The 17,435-nt window shown below is 62.6% G+C and carries 15 protein-coding genes; 14 read left to right on the top strand and 1 reads right to left on the bottom strand.

Features of this window, described 5'->3' with window-relative positions:
• Positions 1-7: 7 nt before the first annotated feature.
• The 14 genes from QQK18_RS04280 to QQK18_RS04215 all read left to right on the top strand — a co-directional run bounded on the left by QQK18_RS04280 (position 8) and on the right by QQK18_RS04215 (position 13,277).
• Positions 8-1,495: a phage portal protein gene (locus tag QQK18_RS04280; protein WP_284339050.1), complete on the top strand. Its 1,488-nt coding sequence runs from the start codon at positions 8-10 to the stop codon at positions 1,493-1,495.
• A gap of 139 nt (positions 1,496-1,634) precedes the next feature.
• Positions 1,635-2,783, top strand: coding sequence for a head maturation protease, ClpP-related (locus QQK18_RS04275; RefSeq protein ID WP_284339049.1), 1,149 nt, complete (start codon positions 1,635-1,637; stop codon positions 2,781-2,783).
• Between the two features lie 2 nt (positions 2,784-2,785).
• Positions 2,786-3,424: a hypothetical protein gene (locus QQK18_RS04270; protein ID WP_284339048.1), complete on the top strand. Its 639-nt coding sequence runs from the start codon at positions 2,786-2,788 to the stop codon at positions 3,422-3,424.
• A 39-nt stretch (positions 3,425-3,463) separates the two neighbouring features.
• A complete protein-coding gene (locus QQK18_RS04265; protein WP_284339047.1) occupies positions 3,464-4,531 on the top strand; it encodes a major capsid protein in 1,068 nt (355 codons plus the stop codon).
• A gap of 62 nt (positions 4,532-4,593) precedes the next feature.
• Positions 4,594-4,911: a head-tail joining protein gene (locus tag QQK18_RS04260; protein ID WP_284339046.1), complete on the top strand. Its 318-nt coding sequence runs from the start codon at positions 4,594-4,596 to the stop codon at positions 4,909-4,911.
• Positions 4,912-4,970: 59 nt separating this feature from the next.
• Positions 4,971-5,423 carry a hypothetical protein gene (locus QQK18_RS04255; RefSeq protein ID WP_284339045.1) on the top strand — a complete coding sequence of 151 codons (453 nt, stop codon included), beginning with the start codon at positions 4,971-4,973 and terminating at the stop codon, positions 5,421-5,423.
• Between the two features lie 9 nt (positions 5,424-5,432).
• The gene (locus QQK18_RS04250; RefSeq protein WP_284339044.1) at positions 5,433-6,251 is read left to right on the top strand and encodes a hypothetical protein; all 819 of its coding nucleotides are present in this window, start codon (positions 5,433-5,435) and stop codon (positions 6,249-6,251) included.
• A gap of 35 nt (positions 6,252-6,286) precedes the next feature.
• A complete protein-coding gene (locus tag QQK18_RS04245; RefSeq protein WP_284339043.1) occupies positions 6,287-6,814 on the top strand; it encodes a hypothetical protein in 528 nt (175 codons plus the stop codon).
• Between the two features lie 17 nt (positions 6,815-6,831).
• Positions 6,832-7,032 carry a hypothetical protein gene (locus QQK18_RS04240; protein WP_284339042.1) on the top strand — a complete coding sequence of 67 codons (201 nt, stop codon included), beginning with the start codon at positions 6,832-6,834 and terminating at the stop codon, positions 7,030-7,032.
• Positions 7,026-9,632 (top strand): phage tail tape measure protein, encoded by a 2,607-nt coding sequence (locus QQK18_RS04235; RefSeq protein WP_284339041.1) that lies wholly within the window; start codon positions 7,026-7,028, stop codon positions 9,630-9,632. The genes QQK18_RS04240 and QQK18_RS04235 overlap by 7 nt, the downstream gene beginning before the upstream one ends.
• Entirely contained in the window at positions 9,629-10,159 is a 531-nt protein-coding gene (locus tag QQK18_RS04230; protein ID WP_284339040.1) for a hypothetical protein, read from the top strand. The genes QQK18_RS04235 and QQK18_RS04230 overlap by 4 nt, the downstream gene beginning before the upstream one ends.
• The gene (locus QQK18_RS04225) at positions 10,159-12,162 is read left to right on the top strand and encodes a hypothetical protein (protein ID WP_284339039.1); all 2,004 of its coding nucleotides are present in this window, start codon (positions 10,159-10,161) and stop codon (positions 12,160-12,162) included. The genes QQK18_RS04230 and QQK18_RS04225 overlap by 1 nt, the downstream gene beginning before the upstream one ends.
• The gene (locus QQK18_RS04220; protein WP_284339038.1) at positions 12,159-12,503 is read left to right on the top strand and encodes a hypothetical protein; all 345 of its coding nucleotides are present in this window, start codon (positions 12,159-12,161) and stop codon (positions 12,501-12,503) included. Before QQK18_RS04225 ends, QQK18_RS04220 begins: the two co-directional genes overlap by 4 nt.
• A 9-nt stretch (positions 12,504-12,512) precedes the next feature.
• On the top strand, positions 12,513-13,277 hold the full coding sequence (locus tag QQK18_RS04215) for a hypothetical protein (protein WP_284339037.1): 765 nt from the start codon (positions 12,513-12,515) through the stop codon (positions 13,275-13,277).
• Positions 13,278-13,403: 126 nt separating this feature from the next.
• On the opposite strand, the gene QQK18_RS04210 is transcribed toward QQK18_RS04215, so the two are convergent.
• On the bottom strand, positions 13,404-17,261 hold the full coding sequence (locus QQK18_RS04210) for a bifunctional DNA primase/polymerase (RefSeq protein WP_284339036.1): 3,858 nt from the start codon (positions 17,259-17,261) through the stop codon (positions 13,404-13,406).
• Between the last annotated feature and the right edge of the window lie 174 nt (positions 17,262-17,435).

Here is a 17,435-nt window from a genome sequence, read left to right as displayed (position 1 = left end):
GCACGGCATGTCGACGGCCGTCACACAAGTCTTCCACGCGCTTCGGACGTCATCTCCATATGCCGCTACCGGCACGAATTCCGAGGTGCCGAAGGGATCGGCGACAACGCCTGCTCAGTTGGCTTCCCATGCTAAGAAGCTCCTGCGCATAGCCCGGTACGCGTACGACAACGACGGCATCCTTCGTCACGCCTACCATTTCCTCGGACAGTCCGTAGCGGGCTCTGCCGGCCCGGTTCCACGGTTTAAGCACCGTGAGCTTAAGGGCTTGTTTGACATCTGGGCCAAGAAAGCGGACCCGGCGGGAGATCTGCCCTTCGGTCAGCTGATCTATCAAGCCTACCTCGACAGCGAGATCGCCGGCGACTCCTTCATCCGTATCGTTGAGACAGACTTCGACGGACGCACGGTCCCGATCCAATTGCAGCTCCTGCCGGCCGAGATGGTGCCGCACGATTTCAACCAGGACAACGCCGACGGCACCAAGACCATTGCCGGAATCGTGTTCCGGGGCGACGTGAAGATCGGCTACCGGGTCTACACCCGCCATCCGGACGCCGCTGGTGTCGGCCCTCTCACGACCGAGTTCGTCAGCGTCGACGACATGTTCCACATCTACCGCCCCGTTCCGGGCAAGCGGTCGGTCCGCGGCGTCACCCGCGCGGTCGCGGCATTCGCAATGTCGTACCGCCTCGGCGGCTACCTCGATAACGAGATCAAGCGCAAGCAACTCACCACGCTTTTCGCGGGCTTCATCAAGGATCTGCAGGGATCCGGTCGTGAAGTGTCGCTACCCAATGTCGTAGAAACCCAGGACGGTGGTCTCGGCCTCGAGTGGGACGGCGGCTTGCTTCTGGAGATACCGGCCGGGAAGGACATTGTCTTCCCGAATATAACCGACACAAGCGCCGGCGCGCAGCCGTTCATCAAGTTCCTGTCGCTCGTGATCTCAGCGAGCCTGGACCTGCCGTACGCGCAGGTCTTCGGCGATTGGTCAGAAGGTGATCGCACAGGTCAGTTGGCATCGACCTTTTTCGATCTCTTCGCTCGCCAGGATCGGGATCGTCTCGAGCACCAGGTCATCGATCGCGTCATTGATCGCTTCGTCACCACGGCCGTAGCCTACGGCCTATGGCAACCACCGGAACTCGTTCCGGAGGAGGCTTGGGCGGACCACACGACGTCCTGGCCGTCCCGCACCTATAAACATCCCGTGCAAGACATCGACGCCAAGCGAAAGGCGATCGACGCCGGCACAGTCGCCAGGGATACGGTAATCGAAGAGACTGGCGAAGACCCCCGTGAGCTGGATCTCACCCAAGCCCGCGGCCTGGCGCGTGCAATGCTGCTCGGGATCACCCACGACAGCAAGGTCACCTTCGTCGAGACCGATCTCAGCCGCCGCATCGTCGAGCTTGAGCGCATCGAACTGGACGCTCTGATCACCGCGATGGAACGGTCGGACCAAGACGGATCCGTGCTCGACCCGAGATGATGTTTTTGTCCGTAGCGCTACCAACGCGCAGCCCCCGACGCTTCCGACAATGATGGAGTACCGCATGAATCCGGCCGAGAGCCGCATCACCGAGTCCGCCGCTTGTGGCCGCCAGGTCCCGAGCATGGCGGATGTCGTCATGAAAGCCCCCGTCCAGCCGAAGATGTATACGCCGACCTTCCGCATGGCCGGTGAGACCGAGGCCGTGATTGAGATCGACGGTTACATCGGTGGCGGGTTCGACTTCTGGACTTGGGAAGAGGACGGCAAGTCCGCCCGGACCTTCGGCAAAGAGGTCAAGCAGGCCGGCACCGTCAAGACGATCCGGCTTCCCCTCAACTCGCCCGGCGGGGTAGTGACCGAGGCCACGCAGATCTACAACATCCTGCAGGGTGCCAAATCCCGCGGCATCGAGGTCATCATCGAAGTCGGCGCCACCTGCATGTCCGCAGCGACCCTCATCGCCTGTGCGGGATCCAAGGTCATCACGGCCGCCAATTCGATCTGGATGTTCCATAATCCTAGCACCAGGGCCGAAGGCGAGGCCAAGGACATGCGCGCCGCTGCCGACGCGCTAGATACTCACAAGTCCGCCGGCATCACCATCTACCGCGCTCGTCAGTCGAAGTTGTCCGACAAAGACATCTCCGCGCTGCTCGACGCCACCACCTGGTACACGGGCGAAGAGGCTCGTGATGCCGGCTGGGCGGACGAGGTCCTGGGCGAACCACTACCGGATGTCACCATGGCACTCGACCTCACCAATCTTCCGCTCGACACTGCGTCCGACGCGGTCAAGCAGCGCCTCTCGATCCTGATGACCGCGGCTCCGGAAGTCGAAGAACCCGGCAACGATATCGAGCCGGAGCAAACCGCGGCGCCGACGATCGAGAGCCTGTCCGAGCAGCTCTCGGCGATGACCGAGACCGTCAACGCCCTGGCTGCTCTCGTTGAGACCCTCGTCCCGGACGCTCCGGAAGAGCCCGAGCAGGTGAAAGCGCCTGAAGAGCCCATCGTTCAGGTCGACCGCAACTCTCCGGTCGTCAAGGCCATCGCAAAGCGCGCTAAAGCCGCCGGCCGGGACGCCGAGTTCGAGGACGAGGTCGCCGCCGGCGCCACGATCACGCAGCTGCAGCAGTCCTTCCTTGGTCAGCCCAGAAAACCGGCGCCGACGATCTCGACCGTGTCGACGACGCACACGCCTAAGCCTGAGGGCGGCTCCGAACCCCGGCAGCTGAAGCCCACCGACTATTACGCGGCCCGTCGGGCCAAACTCGAAGGAAAGTAACAATGGGTCGCCAGTTCGAAGCCCTCATCTCTGAAGCTTCCGGCTTTCTGAGCCGCCGCAACGCCATCGCGCTGATAGCGATGGCCGCCGGTTCCGTCGTCACACTGCAAGCCGCAAAGGCCCAACAGCTTGCGGAAATCGTTGGCGAGCAGTTCAACACCGCCGGGACCGCGGGATATCTCAACATCCACGTCGATGCCGATACGTTTGCCGTCGAAATCTTGGCCGCGGACACGCCCGAGGCGATCGCGATCAAGATTGATAATGCGGCCACCGGCGTCGGACTCAATATCTCCGCCGGAGTCAATCCAGCAGGCGGGATCACGATCTTCGCTGATGGACCCGATGTTCGCGCTATCACCTTGAGCCCAAACGGCGTGACACTCGCTGCCCTCGGTCTAGACGGCGAAATCCAATTCGCGCACGACGCGACACCGGAGGGATTTCGCCCTTTTTCCGTTGGCGATGGCGCTGATCCGGATCTCAAGGTCGCCGTGCTGATGGCCGACGCGGCCGCGCTCGAAGAAGCGGTCTTCGTGGACAAGTTGGCTGAAGTTAAGTCCGCCAAGATCGTCGTTCCCCAGGCCGCTCGTGCCGAGGCAATTGCCGCGCTCGTAAAGCAGGAAATCGAGGTCCGCTAAGGCGGACCCAGTCACCAAACATCGATCCGAGGATCCGAAATGAACCAGTTCTGCGCGAGCGCACCTCATATCTCCGAAGTGGTCATGATGGCCGCGCCGGGCGTCATCTTGAATCCCTGGGCCGACGACGCCTTTAGCCAAGCGACCCTGACAGATGACGTCAATCGCAACCCGGTCGCTCCCCGCCAGGTCTCTAGCCTCGGCTGGAACGAAAAGGGTGTGACCGGCAAGACCATCGCTATCGACCTGAAGGACGGTGGTCTCGATATCGTCGACAGCGCGCCTTACAACGGCGTACCCACCGAGCTCACCGTCGATGACGGCGACAGCATTCCGCTGAACATTCCGAGCCACCCGGCTCGCAGCGTGCTCTATGCCGCTGAGGTCGCCAGCCGCCGTGGTCATGGCACCGTAGAACCCGAAACCGTGGAGGCTCGCCTGGCCGAGCACTACGAGAAGCACAATGCGGCCCATGCCCTGACGCATGAAGTCGATCGCATAGGCGCCCTCCAGGGTCTGGTGCCGAAGCGTGCCAACGGTGTGAAGTACGATCTGGGTGCATCTTTCGGCCGCTCGCCGCTGCAGAAGACCGCTGACTTCGCCAACGTCAACTTCGACCCCATCGACTTCTTCCGCTCGCTCGTTGATGAGCAGGGTGAGAAGTCCGACGGTGCGATGATCGAGGGCTGGAATGTCCTCGTCGACAGCGTCCGTATGCGCCAGTTGAGCACCAACAAATTTGTCAGGGACATCTGGAAGGCGTGGCAGTCGACGCTGATCACCGCCGACATGCGCACCCGCGGCTGGGAAATCACAGAAGGTGTGTTCGTGAAGCAGTACATGAACAACGCCAACGTCCCCGGCTCCGACCCGGTCCGCAAGATCTTCGCGCCGCAGATGCTGGTGGTGCCGCAGATCCAGGGCAACTTGCAGACCCGTTTCGCTCCGCGCCAGGACTTCGACTACCTCGGCACCGAAGGTGTTCCGGTCTACATGCTCGGTACACCCACGCCGCGCAACGAGGCTCTCGAGCTCTACTCGGAAAGCAATCACATTCACTATGTGAAGCGCCTCGAGCTCAACACTGTCGTCACCCAGACGGTCTGATCCGGACTGATAGTCGTCGACTTGGGCGGTCCTTGTGGCCGCCCTTTTTCTTGGAGACCACCATGCATTCCCCTGCTTTCGATCTCCTCGCAGGCATCCTCGCCAGGTCCGAAGCCGTCGGCGCCGAGCCCTGCGTCCTGATGCTTGACGATGACGAGGTGGATGTCTGGGCGCGCTTCCCGGAGCGCGAGTACGAGCACGTCAATGGGGTGCGCATGATCGTGTCGCAGCCCCATGTCTTCTTCGAGCGGGCCTCACTCCCGCGGCCGATCGAGAACGGCGACCGCGTCCGGCGTGCGGACGGACGGACCTGGCGGCTCTCGGATCCTCAGGATCTCGGGACGGGCACGGTCCGCTGCACGACCCAACTCGCCGGATGAGATGTCCGTAGCGCTACCAACGCGATCCTGCCGAGGCTTCGGGAAATCGGAGCTCCTGCGTGCACGCCTTCGTCTCGATCATGGCCGCGATCCAGGACCGCCTCGTTGCCGCTGGCACGAGCGTGGGTGAGGGCGTCTACCTCGATCGCATCGACGCTCTGCAGACCAAGGATGCGCCCGCGTTCGTGATCGAGCCCGTCGACGTGAAGATCGTCCAGGTCCTCGGCGAAACCGATGCGGACCGGCGCGAGACCTACGCCTTCACCCTCGCCGTGACCCCCGTCGTTGTCAGCCAGGCCGGCTCGATGATCCCGCTGTGGGGGCTCGTTGCCGAGGCGAAAGCGGCGCTCAACGGCGTCGGCGCTGATCTTCATGTCGACGACTTCGAGCCAGCCGGCTTCGGGCCACTCGACCGGCAGATCAAGTGCCGCGACGGCCATCTCGATTTCGTTCCCATCCTTTTCCGCGCCCAAGTCTCGCTTGCCGAGGGCGACCACACTCAGACTCTGTGAGGACCCGACATGCTGCCCGCTCCGCTCTCTGCCAAGCTCTACAAGCTGGCCAAGTGCCATCCGTACCTGAAGCTCAACGGCAACGGTCGCTTCAGCAAAGCCTTCGTGCGCACAGGTGACTACAGCAACATCACGCTGCAGAACGAGTTCGAAACTGAGGATGTTTTCGGCAATGACGGCCCGACCCGCACCCTCCGTGCAAAGTGGTTGGTGCAGAAGTCCGGCGTTCTCAACCAGGGCTGGCGCCAGATCAGCGATCTTGGTCACGCCATCATTTTCGGCGGCTCTCCCGACAGCTTCTATACCCAGGCCGCGCAGGCTGCCGGCGGATCTTTCCTGACGGACGAGATCGGCCAGGATGAGGCCGCGGTTCTGCCGTTCCTCGACGGCGAAGTCACCGCCGTCATGTCTCTGGACGCAGTGCCGATCGCGTATGTCGAGAACCAGCACTACACCTTCGATCCTGCCTCCGGAATCTTCGATATCAGGAAGCATCCTGATGGGGTTGTGGTCGATGCCGATGGCCGCGCAGCTGTCGAGATCACGTATGGCGCCCCTGCAATCACCGCCGCGGACAAGGTGCTCCACGCCGGCATCATGCAGCTCGATGACGGCCTGGTCGGCGCCGCCATGTTCAACCAGGTGGGCAAGGGGGAAAACCTCCGCATCACCTGCCACCAGGTCACCTTCCTCAACACCGAAGAAGTGCCCATCGGCAGCGACGAGAACTCGCCCGTCGCCATCAGCGTGAACGGCACGTTGTCGGAAGATCCGAGCAAGGCGGAGGGCTTCCGTTGGGGTGAAATCCTCAAGCTGAAGCGGGCCTAAGGGCCGCCTCGATCCCCTCTCACCCGGAGTAACAGATGAGCCTGGACGCTGAACTCGAGAGCCTGCTGGCTTCCGCCGAAGACACCCACAGGATCGATCGCATCGGTATCCGTCTCTATAACCGGGAGACCGGCGCGGCGCAGACCAAGAACATCGCCGTGCGCGGCGCGACCTTCCAGGAGCTCGCGCTGTTCTTCAAGCGGTTCCCCGAAGCCTTCAGCCTCGTCGACGGCGTCTTCGGCGGTGACGACGACAAGGAGCCTGATCTGTCGGTCGGCGCTATCGTCGCGCTGGTCCTGCAGATCCCGACGGCGATGTCGACACTGAACTCGTGCTTCCTCGGTCGACCCTTCGACGAGGGGACGATGGCATCCCTCGACAAGATGGCGCCGGAGGCCAACCTCGAGATCCTCGAGACCGGCATCTTCAAGAGCTTCGACGGAGACATCCCCGGTTTTTTCGGCAAGAAGCTCAAGAGCCTGGCGAAGGCGGCGGGTCTCAATCGGACTTCCGCGACGACCTCAGAAAGCTCTTCGAAGACGAGGGAAACGGCCGCGTCCTGACGCACGAGCACTGGTTCGTGCGGCTCTGGCGCCTTGCCATAGAGCTGCGCGGACCTTCAGGACCGGCGACGCTGACGATGCCTCAGTTGCTCATGTTGAGGGCCGTCGAGCGGGAGAAGGAAAAGGCGCTGTCGGTGCGCCTGTTCGAGGCATTCGCCGCCGCCCAGGCCGACAAGGACGGCATGGATAAGTTTCTGGACGCCAAGCGGTCATGCTGAACAAGCTCGGTCAATTCATCGCAGAGTTTCGGGCCACCGGGTTGAAAGAAATCCGGTCGCAGGTCCGTGAATTCGTGCGGGATGCGACCGACAGCGTGCGCCAGTTCGACATCGCCGGATCCGTCGGCGACGGTATCGACACCGTGGTCACCAAGACTCGGGCGGCCGGGTCGGCCATCCGCAAGACCTTCAAGGATCTCGGCGGCTGGAAGGCACTCGGAAACGATGTCCGGTGGGCCGCTGCAAGGATTCGGGACGTCGGAAAAGGTGTGGTCACGTTCTTCCGGAGCGCTAACGGCGCCGTCACTCGATTCCGCGGCCACATTGTCACCAGCGTCCGCGCCATCAACGCCGCCCTTCGTTCCGTCGGGACTCGTGCGCTCACAGGCCTGATTAGCGGTTTCCGCGCTGCTCGCACCGCTGCCACTGGCCTGGTCGGCGCCGTGCGCCGCGTTGTCGGCGTCCTGAGCCTCATCACCGGGATCGGTGGGATCACAAGCCTTATCGCATCTTTCGGGGCGCTGACCCGTGCCGTGAATAGGTCTCACGATGCGATCCAGGACCTGCAGACGATGTCCAATACCCTCGACATGCCCGTCGATGAATTGAGTGGCTTTGCCGGGTTCGCGGCCCAGTTCGGCGTCAACATGGACGACATCCGCCAAGCGTTCACCCAGTTCTACGGCGTGGCCGGCCAAGCGAAGAGCGGCACGGGCGCGGCTTATCAGATCTTCAAGAGCATCGGGCTCGACATGACTGATGCCGCCAACCGCGGCAAGCCAATGATCGCTCTGCTCAAGGATTTCTCCGACCGCGTGGCGCGGCTCCGCGGGTCCGATCGCACGGCCGTCTTGTCACAGATCTTCGGGGACGACGACGCTACGAAGGTTGCAACTCTACTCGACGCGCTCTCCAAAACAGATGCTGCCGGATACGCGAAATCCGTCGAAGCGATGAAGCGCTCGGGCTCACTGGTCACAGCCGAGGATGTGCGCGCGTCCAATAGATACAGAGCCGCGATCGAGACGCTGAAAGATGCCCTCGAGGGTCTGCGGCTGACGATCTTTCGTGCCTTTGGCAGGCCATTCACCTTCCTCATTCTCAAGGCCGCCGCGGCCATCACACGGTACCGCCACCAAATCGTCGATGGGCTCGGGCGGGCGTGGAACACGGCGATCTATTTCATCTCCGATTTCATGAGGATCGTGCTCAGGCTCGACACCCTGCTCGGCATGAAGATCGGCTACTTGCCGGAGCGGTTCAGCTGGCTGCATAGCCTGCGTGATGCGCTCGGCGTGATCGAGGAGACAGTTCGCGCCACCGCCACCTTCATTGGCAAGTACGCTCCGGTCGTCCAGAAAGCCCTTGCCCGTACCTTCACTCCCGCCAACATCAGGCGAGCGATCGATGCTGTGAGAGCGCATGTCTTGGATTTTGTTGCCGTCGTCCAAATGCGCGATCACGACCTCACCACCGATGCCGGCAAGCGACTGGCGGAATGGCGCGATGTAGTCATTGATGGCGTCACCGGCGCGATCGATCTGGTGCGCGGCACCGTCGCCAACATCGCGAGTGCCGTGGGCGCGGTGATCGACTACCTAACCTGGTCGTGGGCGCAGCTCCTGGCGGGTTTCGAAGCCGGCGATCTGACGCACGCCACCGGCACGTGGTACTCGCTCGGCTTCGCGATCCAGCATGTGTCGGAATGGATCTCTGAGTTCATCGAGCAGCTCTACAACGTCTTCGCGCTCGGGCAGCAGGCAACCGGCAGCTTCGCGTGGATTAACGACGTCGTGAGCGCGGTGCAGGCTGTAATCACGCATTTCCAGGTTGCTATCGGTTGGTTCCGCGGGGCGTACGATCTGATCAACTCGTTTTTCCAACTCTTCGGCCAGGATCTCGGTAGCGCGCTGGCGTTCGTCGCTCTCCTCAAGCTCTCCGGTATCTTCGGTGGTCTCGGCCTGGTTCTCGGTGGTTTCCGTAAGCTGTGGGGGTTCTTCTTCGGCAAGGAAGCACCGGCCCTTGTCAAGAAGCTGACGGGGTTCATGGGCACGTCGTTCAAGGGGCTCTTCACCGGTCTCCTCGGCGTCGTGTCCAATTTCGTCGCCGGTTTCGGACAGGGCTTGGTCGGTGGCCTCCTAACGCATTTTGGGACGATCGGCGCGGCCGTCACCGGTCTCGGCACACTTCTGATGCGTGTCTTTGGGCCTCTCGGTCTTCTCGCGGGCGTGGCCACGCTCACGTATCAACTGCTCGACAGCCAGCAAGCCTGGCTAGACCCTCTGATCGAGAAAATCACGGGTGTCGAAGCCGGCATTCAGCGCGCCGTCGAATCCGCCAATGCCAGCCTCGATCGCTACGGACGCAAGCCCGGTCTGCCCGCCAGCTCGACCGCGCAGGCGATCCAGCAGGCCGCGGCGCCGGCATACACCTCGAGCGGGCTGAACTACATCACCGCGGGCTCCGGCATGCGGACGCGCGACGTCGTCGACGTGAACCTCAACATCCCGGGTAGTAAGCAGCCGGTGCGCCTCTTCGGTGAGCGCTCGGAAATCGATCAGCTCAAGCGCAATTCTAGTCTGTCGCTGGCGGGGGCATGATGGACACTACTCTCTACCTCGGCCCCGACGTCGTTGTCACCCTGCGCTCCGCTCTCGGCTTTGCCGAGGAGTGGGAGCCCATGGCACCGGTGCAGGTAAGAAACACCTGGAACGGGCGAGCCAAGGTCATCAAGCCGACCTTCCGGCGGAAATCGACCATCCGCCTGTCCGGCGCCGGCAATGGCGTCTGGAGGGTTCCGAATTTTCAGATGCTCGAACCCGGGCACATCGTCACGCTGCACTCGTGCATCTGGCAGCACGACCTGCTGCCTGCCGGCACGCTGTCGAAGACCCTTCGCTGGACCCCGGTGCCTGGATCCACGCGGATCCGCGACCCGGAGACCGACCAGATCTTCGAGCACACCGTCGTAGACAAGACCGTGTCGGTGGCGGTCGCATTCGATCGGCCGATGGCGATCGCCTTCTACGCCGCGGTCGAGTGCCTCCTCGGTGACGTCTCGATGTCGGGTGACAGCAAGACCGGGCTAGCGACGTGGAGCGCCGATCTTCACATGAGGGACGCGTAATGAAAGCGTTCCTGGCATACGTCGAGAGCGACGCGGTCCTGTTCGACTGGCAGCTCCACACGGACATCGACAACGATGGCTTCGGATGGAGCCTCTCGCACGAAGAAGGCGAAGTCGCCACGCTTGCGATCGAACGTGAGCAGAGCGGATGGGCGATCATGTCGCCGGGACACCCGCGCCACGGCATTCTGTCCGTCTCGGAAACCGGTGAGCCCCAGGATGCTGTGGTGATCTTCCGCGGGCGAATGGTCGGCGTACCATCAGATTTCTTCGGGCTCACTCAGCGCATCGAGTTCGAGGGAGCACCGGCAAATCTGCGTGAGATCGGTGGCGTCGAGGCCGGAACAGTTGACGGCGCCCTGATTACTTATTGCCGCCAGCACCTGGCAAGCGCCCCGGAGACATGTCACCTCCTCGAGGACACGGACCCTAACGACCCGACTTCATACCTGCTCGCCAGGTCGGCAGTATTTCACGTTGATCCGGTCACGCACGAGGTCAGCATCAGTGACCTCATCCACGGCGATCGCGTGGTCGGCCTGGCGGACCACCATTTTCACGATCTCGAAGAGCAGCCGTCCGCCATGCTGCTCGAGGGCGAGACGCCGGTCTCTGCCGCCCGCTGCACATTCAAGGTGGATTGGACACAAGAGGCCAAAGGTATCTGCGACATCGCCTCGTATTTCCAGGACTTCGCGAGCATGACGCCGGACCTGCTCGAGAACGCCGGCGGCGAGTTCCCTGCGGGCCTGATCGGTGATGCGCCGGGGTGGACGCTGGGCAAAAGCTTGGTCACCACGACCGACGTGCACTGGATGTACGGGCCTTTCCTGAGCGGCCGGATTTTCGAAGTGACCTACGCCGGCAACGACCCGGAGACCGGGTATTTCGAAACGATCGACAACCATAGGGAAATGGTCCAGCTCGGGTGCTGGGGCTATCGATTCGAAACGGTCCAGCTCGAATACTCATACTCCCAGGCCAGGGTCGAAGAGGTCCACGTCGTCGTAGGCATGGACATTCAGGACGTGCCCGCCACGACCCGCGAGCTCGACCTGGGCGAGATCGGCGTCGGAGACATCTTCAGCGATCCCGGGTCCGTCCCGTACGCGCCCGGTCCATACTCGGCTGGCGATCGGGTCCGACTGGGTGGCGTCGTCTACGAGTGCACTGAAGATCACGTCAGCACGTCTTTCGACCAGAAGCCCGAGGGTTTCCAGCAGGTCTTCCTGGGCCCGACGCCGCCTGGCTACAGCTGGCACCCGTACTGGAATTGGGTGCCGTCCAGGGCTCCAATGCGGGTGTCGCAATCGAGCTTCGCCGACACCGACGCCGGCCGCCAGGTCATCGCTCACCTCGTCGGCCGGTGCCGCAAGCAACTCCTCCTGCGCTCACGCTCGCTCGTGATTTCGGCTCGATACCTGTGGGCAGACGCGAAAGAGGTGACACTGCGCGACAGCGTGCGGATGTCCGTGCCGTGGCATGACGGCACCTCACGCGAGATCGTAGGCAAAGTGGTCGCCCTCGAGAAAAGCTGGGATGGCGAGATTGGCGCTGTGATCACAGTGACTATCGCCGTCGCTATGGGTACCGACGCCGACGGATCTACGAACGCTGACGCGCTCGGCGGCTACGCTGTCGATGACTATTTCGGTGGCGACTACACCGTTCAGGCGGGCGCGGTGAGCGGGATCGCCGGCGACACGGAGTACCTCATCGAGAGCGATGCGGTGCCGCGGCCGATCGTTGTCGAGCAGCTCCAGTATGCGAGTTACGCCGTCGAGAGCCTGCAGATCAAGAACCCGGCGGGCGTCCAGCGTGGTGAAGCGACGTACGCCGCAATGCTCGGTCGGGACCCACGACTGGCGGTGCAGAGGGTCCCAACGAAGATAGACCTGAAATTGCGCGACCTGACGGCCGAGGAACTCCTCTCTCGGCACGTATACGTCGCTGGTCAGGTCCTCAAATCGCCCAAGGGCATTGACCTCGGGGGTTCCGAGTGAGCGCCAACCTTCGCTTCTTTCAGTCGATGATACGTGCCGAGCGCGCCCGGGTGAAACGCCGCCCCGGGCGCGCCGCTGCGACACCGAAACCGGGCGCCGGTCAGCAGGTACAGGACCCGGAAATCGGACTCGGGTCGGTGCCTGAGATCGTCAAAACCACCGGTTTCCCTGCGATCCACAAAGCGATCGGCGGCATCGACGTCACCGTCGTCAGCTCTCGGATCGTCGTGGACTGGCCCGACCCGGACGTCGAGCAAGCAGAGGTAACCTCCGTTGGCCGCCGCCGTCCGATTGGACCTGGCGCCCTCGCCAATACTGTTGATTTCTGGTCAGAATTTTAGGAGCCCGTCATGGCTGTAGATATCGTCACCCGCGCCGAGAATGGTGCTCGCCTCAGCATTGAGCGGCTGGACCTCAATTTCTCGAATACGAGGACAGCCCTCGACGACCTGTATCTGAAATTCGGTGCCGGTATCAGGATAGTCAGCCTGACGGCGACTGGGGACGGCGCCGGGCTCGTCATGGATATGAGCGACGGTAGCACGCTGGGGCCGATCCCGTTCCCGATGACGACCAGCAGGCTGCGTGGCAACTGGCTCGGCGGCGGCACCGCGTATCAGCTGCGCGATCAAGTCTATGTTGATGGAGTCGGCTCGGTTGTAGCCACGATCGCGCACGAGTCGGGGGCGGATTTCGCCACCGACTTCGACGCCGGGCGTTGGCAGATGCTCTCGGCTGACGGCAGTGACGGCGAGGACGCCGGCGCTGGCCCGGTCACTGCCACGTTCCAACAGCTCGGTCCCGTGACGGTCGGAGTCGTCGGGTATTTTACAATCCCAATGGCGTGCGCGGCGGCACCTCAGCTCCCGATGCACGTCCGGATGCTGTCGCCTTCGACAGATGCGGTGAGCGTGATCATCAGCAAGATCGACGCGGCGGGCAATCTGATCTACCTGACCCACGGCTACGTCGAAATCGGTGAGACCGCGGCGTCGATTGCAATCGACGCCGCTTTCGTTATCGGCGACGTCATAAAGGTCGAGATCGGGGCCACGCCCGGTTCTGGCCAGGCAGACCTGATGGCGACTTTACTGCTCGAGCCGGCGGTAGCTTAAGCGACAACAACCAGCCTGCGGATTTTGCATAAGATCACTATGCAAAATCCGCAGGCTCATCGCACCCGGCCCCGGAACGGGCGGATCCAACACTATCGGGACGCTTTTGCTCGAGCCGGCGGTCGCTTAGCCAGTCTGGCGGTAGCCCTCGTCGATCGCGCCCGACTCAGCGCGTGCCAGGTTGGCGTCGATGCCGGTCTCCTCCGGTAGTTCGCGCATCCCGGCGAGAATGCGCATCAGGTGTAACTCGCCGATTTCAGCTGTCTGGTCGGTGTCGGGATGGATGCGATAGCGAGCACGCTGCTTCCCAATCGGCGTCGCGGTTGCGGGCTTGTACTCGCCGGTCGCCATCGCATGCTCTATTACGCGGCGTATGAAGCTTTCCTCTTGCTCCCGGCGCTCCTCGATCGTGCCAAGCGCAGCTTCTACTTTGTCGTCAGGGCGCGGTGCGCTGGGAGCAACGGCGGCGACGTACTCGCTGCCTTTCGTGACGCGGCCACGGAGACTGAGAGCCTTAGCCCAGCGCACAAAGGTGCGTTCATCGGACATATCGTCGTGATGCATCGGGACGTATGCATCGTGCTCTATGCCTCGCTCGTCCGCCCAACGGATCCATCGGTAGTTTCGAAGCATACGGTCGCCGAGCTTGCCGATTTCCTTGGATGCCGCTTCGCACGTCCACTGATCTGGTGCGATTTTCGGGATCATCTCGGGCGACAGGATGCCATCGATCCTGCGGGCGGTGTCGAAGATATCGAAGCCTGTTTCGAGGTCAGAATACGACCGGATGTCGTCAAGCACCACGTCATCGGGGATGGCTTCGCCGACAAGATACACAGCGGCCGGCGCCGCGCGATAGACGCCCCGGACGCGCCCGATGCGCTGCCGAATGGCCTCCTCGCGAGCCTGTTTCTGTACGGCACGCGCGAACTCACCGCGGTGGGCTTGGTGTTGTGTAATCGCGTATCGGCCATCTCGCATCCGGATTTTGCGGCCGACACGATGCGGCAAAATCGGTTTGCTTTGGGAATCCTTGCCGGTGCCAAAACGGTCAATCGGAAGCTCCGGCGCGTCCATGTCGTATGTTAGCGCTGCGACAAGACCGTCGACGGTTGTGATCGGGAGCTCGGTGCGGCCGAGGCTTATGAGAGCGACGTGGTCCTTCGCGAAATCGAGGCCTGCCGTCGCCCCATCGTGCAGAAAATCGGCGTTCATCGGCGGCACCCAGCCCGTGCAGATCACCGCGCGGACGGGTTTCGTCGTGCAGACAGCAACCCTGCCGTTGCTATGGGCGGCGCAGATCGCGGTAAGGAGACGACGGATGATGAGCAATCCCTTTGCCGTCTCCAGTTCGTCCTGGCCGGAGCGCCCGAGAAGCTTCGTGACGGCCAACGTGCGATCGGGGAACGCAATCGTGCGAAGGTTCGGTTCGTTGGTGCACCCGTAGGTCCTGATCTTGCGACCTTGGAAGCACCGCTCGAGGATTGATTTGTCGGCCGACGCGTCGAGCAGGAGCAGGGGGGCTTCCGACCAATTCGGTTCCGTCCTCCAAGACAGCCGGACTTGCGGGTTCTGATCGTCATGCCGGATGCACTGGATTCGCATGTCGCGCTTTGGCGTGCGTCCCGCAAGCTCGTCGTCGACGATGGCCTCGAGCCGCTCCTCTACGAGGCTCCAGAATCGGAACTCTGCTTTGACGTTGACCGATTTCGGCTGGCTGACGAGATCGAGGAAATCTTGCGGATGCATCCGAGGACGGACGGTCTGGCCGCTCTGGATGGCGCTCGAGCAGACGCGCTTCGCGACCTTCACCAACTCCAGTGCGTTGCTTGCGAATTTCGCGCGGATATGGAGCGCCGGATCTTTGCCGGTTTCCAGTGCCTCGATCGCGGCGCCGGCGATGTGGCCGCGCTGAACGAGCATAAATGCTGGTTCCGTGCCGGCCTCCCGCTCGCTCTTCGTCAACGTCGGCTCTTTACGCTCTCCATAGAGTGCCGCGATTGGGAAGGTGTTGGTGTGCGCGAGCAGGTCCCAAATGCCCTCGTCGACGATCACGCCGCGTGCTTTCTTGAGCTCTTCAGGGATCGTCAGTGTGAGGAAAGACCTCGGGAGAAACACGAGGTGTGAATTCGCGATCTCCGCGCGCTGCAGGATGGCGTTGCAAGTCGCGTAGTGCTCGCACGTGACTTCCTCGCGTTCACCGGCCGAGGTCTTGATCGTCGACTTGCACATGCCGCTTGATCCGATATCGGCGTCCATCAAGGCCTGCATTTGCTCCGGGAACCGGCATCCGGCGGCGACCTTACCGCGGTAGACCATAGTGCGAACGGGGCCTCCGACCGCCATCCCGCGAAGTCCAGCGATTTCTTTGTCGACCTCGCCCTCGAAAACGAGACCGCGCTCCGTCGCTGCGGCTTCGAGCTCGGCGTCGGTCATGTCCGGGTCCAGCCCCATCGCAACCGCGCGCGACCTGACTTCATCGATGTTGTTGTAGGTCGGCATAAGGAAGAGCAACGGCCCGCGACGCTGATCGATCGGTAAGCTGTCGTCGGCGATCGTGTCGGGGTCGCGAATGATCCACTCGAGCGCGTGCGCCGTCTTGCCGGATCCGGTCGGCGCCATGATCACATGGATGCCCGCACCCTGGAGTTGTTCTCGGACATCGCTGAAGAACCCTTCCAGACCCTCGCGGATCGTCTCCGCAACTTCCGCATGGATCGCCGAGCGATCGACCTTGAGCGCCCATTCCTCTGCGGCGCCCTCAGGCCCGGGCTGGAAACCGGCCTTAAGGGCCGCGCGGCTAGTCCCGAGCCAATCGAAGGTGTCGTCGAACTGCGGCACCGGCTTCTTCGTCGACGTGATCTGCTTTGAGAGCTCGTCAGACGGAACCACCGTGCATTCGCGCAGGATCGGGGAAATCTCGCCCCGTGCGACCAGTGCGGCCAAGCGTGTGACTTTCTCTGAGACCTCGGATTTTAGATATCCCTCGCTCCACCGGCCGGTCTGGCGGATCGTGCGCGAACCCTCCTCGAAAACCGCCTTTTTGAGTTTCGCTACACCGCGATCGTCGGTACATGCTGCTGGATTGGCACGAACCGTCCGCATCGCCAGGGCGAAAACGTACTTTTCCCGGCCGTCGCCCACATACCCCTCTGCATCCTCGGTCCACGCCGCGAATTCCCCGGCGCGGCGGATACGGGCGACATCGATGCCATCCGAATCGACGTAATCGAATTCCACGTCGGTACCGGCAGCAGGGCTTCGATAGAACGGCCGGGCGCGGGTCTCTACCGCTTCCAGAAAAGCCTCGAGCATGTCGGTCGTGACGAGCGGCGCCGCGGCGGGCCCGACATGCTGCGGGAGCGCGTCCTGCCACCTGAATGTTTGCCCGCTCTCGTGATGAGGGCCCACCGCCGTCATCATCGCACCGCGAGACTTGATTTCGATTTGGTGCTCGGATTTCTCGCCGCTCTTTTCCGTCAGGAAGTAACTGCGGTTGGTCGGCAGTTCGTCGGTGGGCATCCTGTAGAAGAGAGCGATCTTGGGTCGCTTGCCCACGCGGCGGAACGGGGAGATTCCTAGGATCTCCTCCGCGATCTCCTGGATATGGAGACTGATGTCGGCGTCGGTGATGTCGAGGTCGAGGCAGACCATGTTGCCGGAAGGCGGCCCGAGTAGGATCGCCGTATTCGCGCTCGGCGCGTGCACGGCCCACTTTTCGGTCAGCTCGAGCGACGGCGCCTCGTCCTTATACTCGCCCCACTTGATCCGCTGGCCGGCAACTATCGACGGCAGGCGGCGCCCGTCGCGATCCTGCGGAAGGACCGCCCATCCGAGCTTGCGCATCCGCACTGCGGTGACACCGAAGTACGACTGGCCGGGAACGGTCAGCCATTCGGTTCCGGAGCGCTCACGGTGAGCGGAGATTTCGATGCTGGGGTCGACAGCGGACGCGGGTCCGCCGGTCTCAATCTCGAGGGTCATCCAGGTGCTCTACTACGTCGTCGATGGCCGCCTCTTTTGGGCGGCTCTGGATCAATGATGGTGTCCTGCGACGCATGACGCAAGAGCGGTCCACAAGGATTCGGCAAATAAACCTTCATACCGAAGCTAACGGCCCTTAGCTTCGCTTTGTAACGCTCGCGGCGTGTCAACATT

The organism is Devosia nitrariae (assembly GCF_030160115.1).
Classification (GTDB): domain Bacteria; phylum Pseudomonadota; class Alphaproteobacteria; order Rhizobiales; family Devosiaceae; genus Devosia; species Devosia nitrariae.
This window is presented reverse-complemented; position numbering and strand designations above follow the sequence as displayed.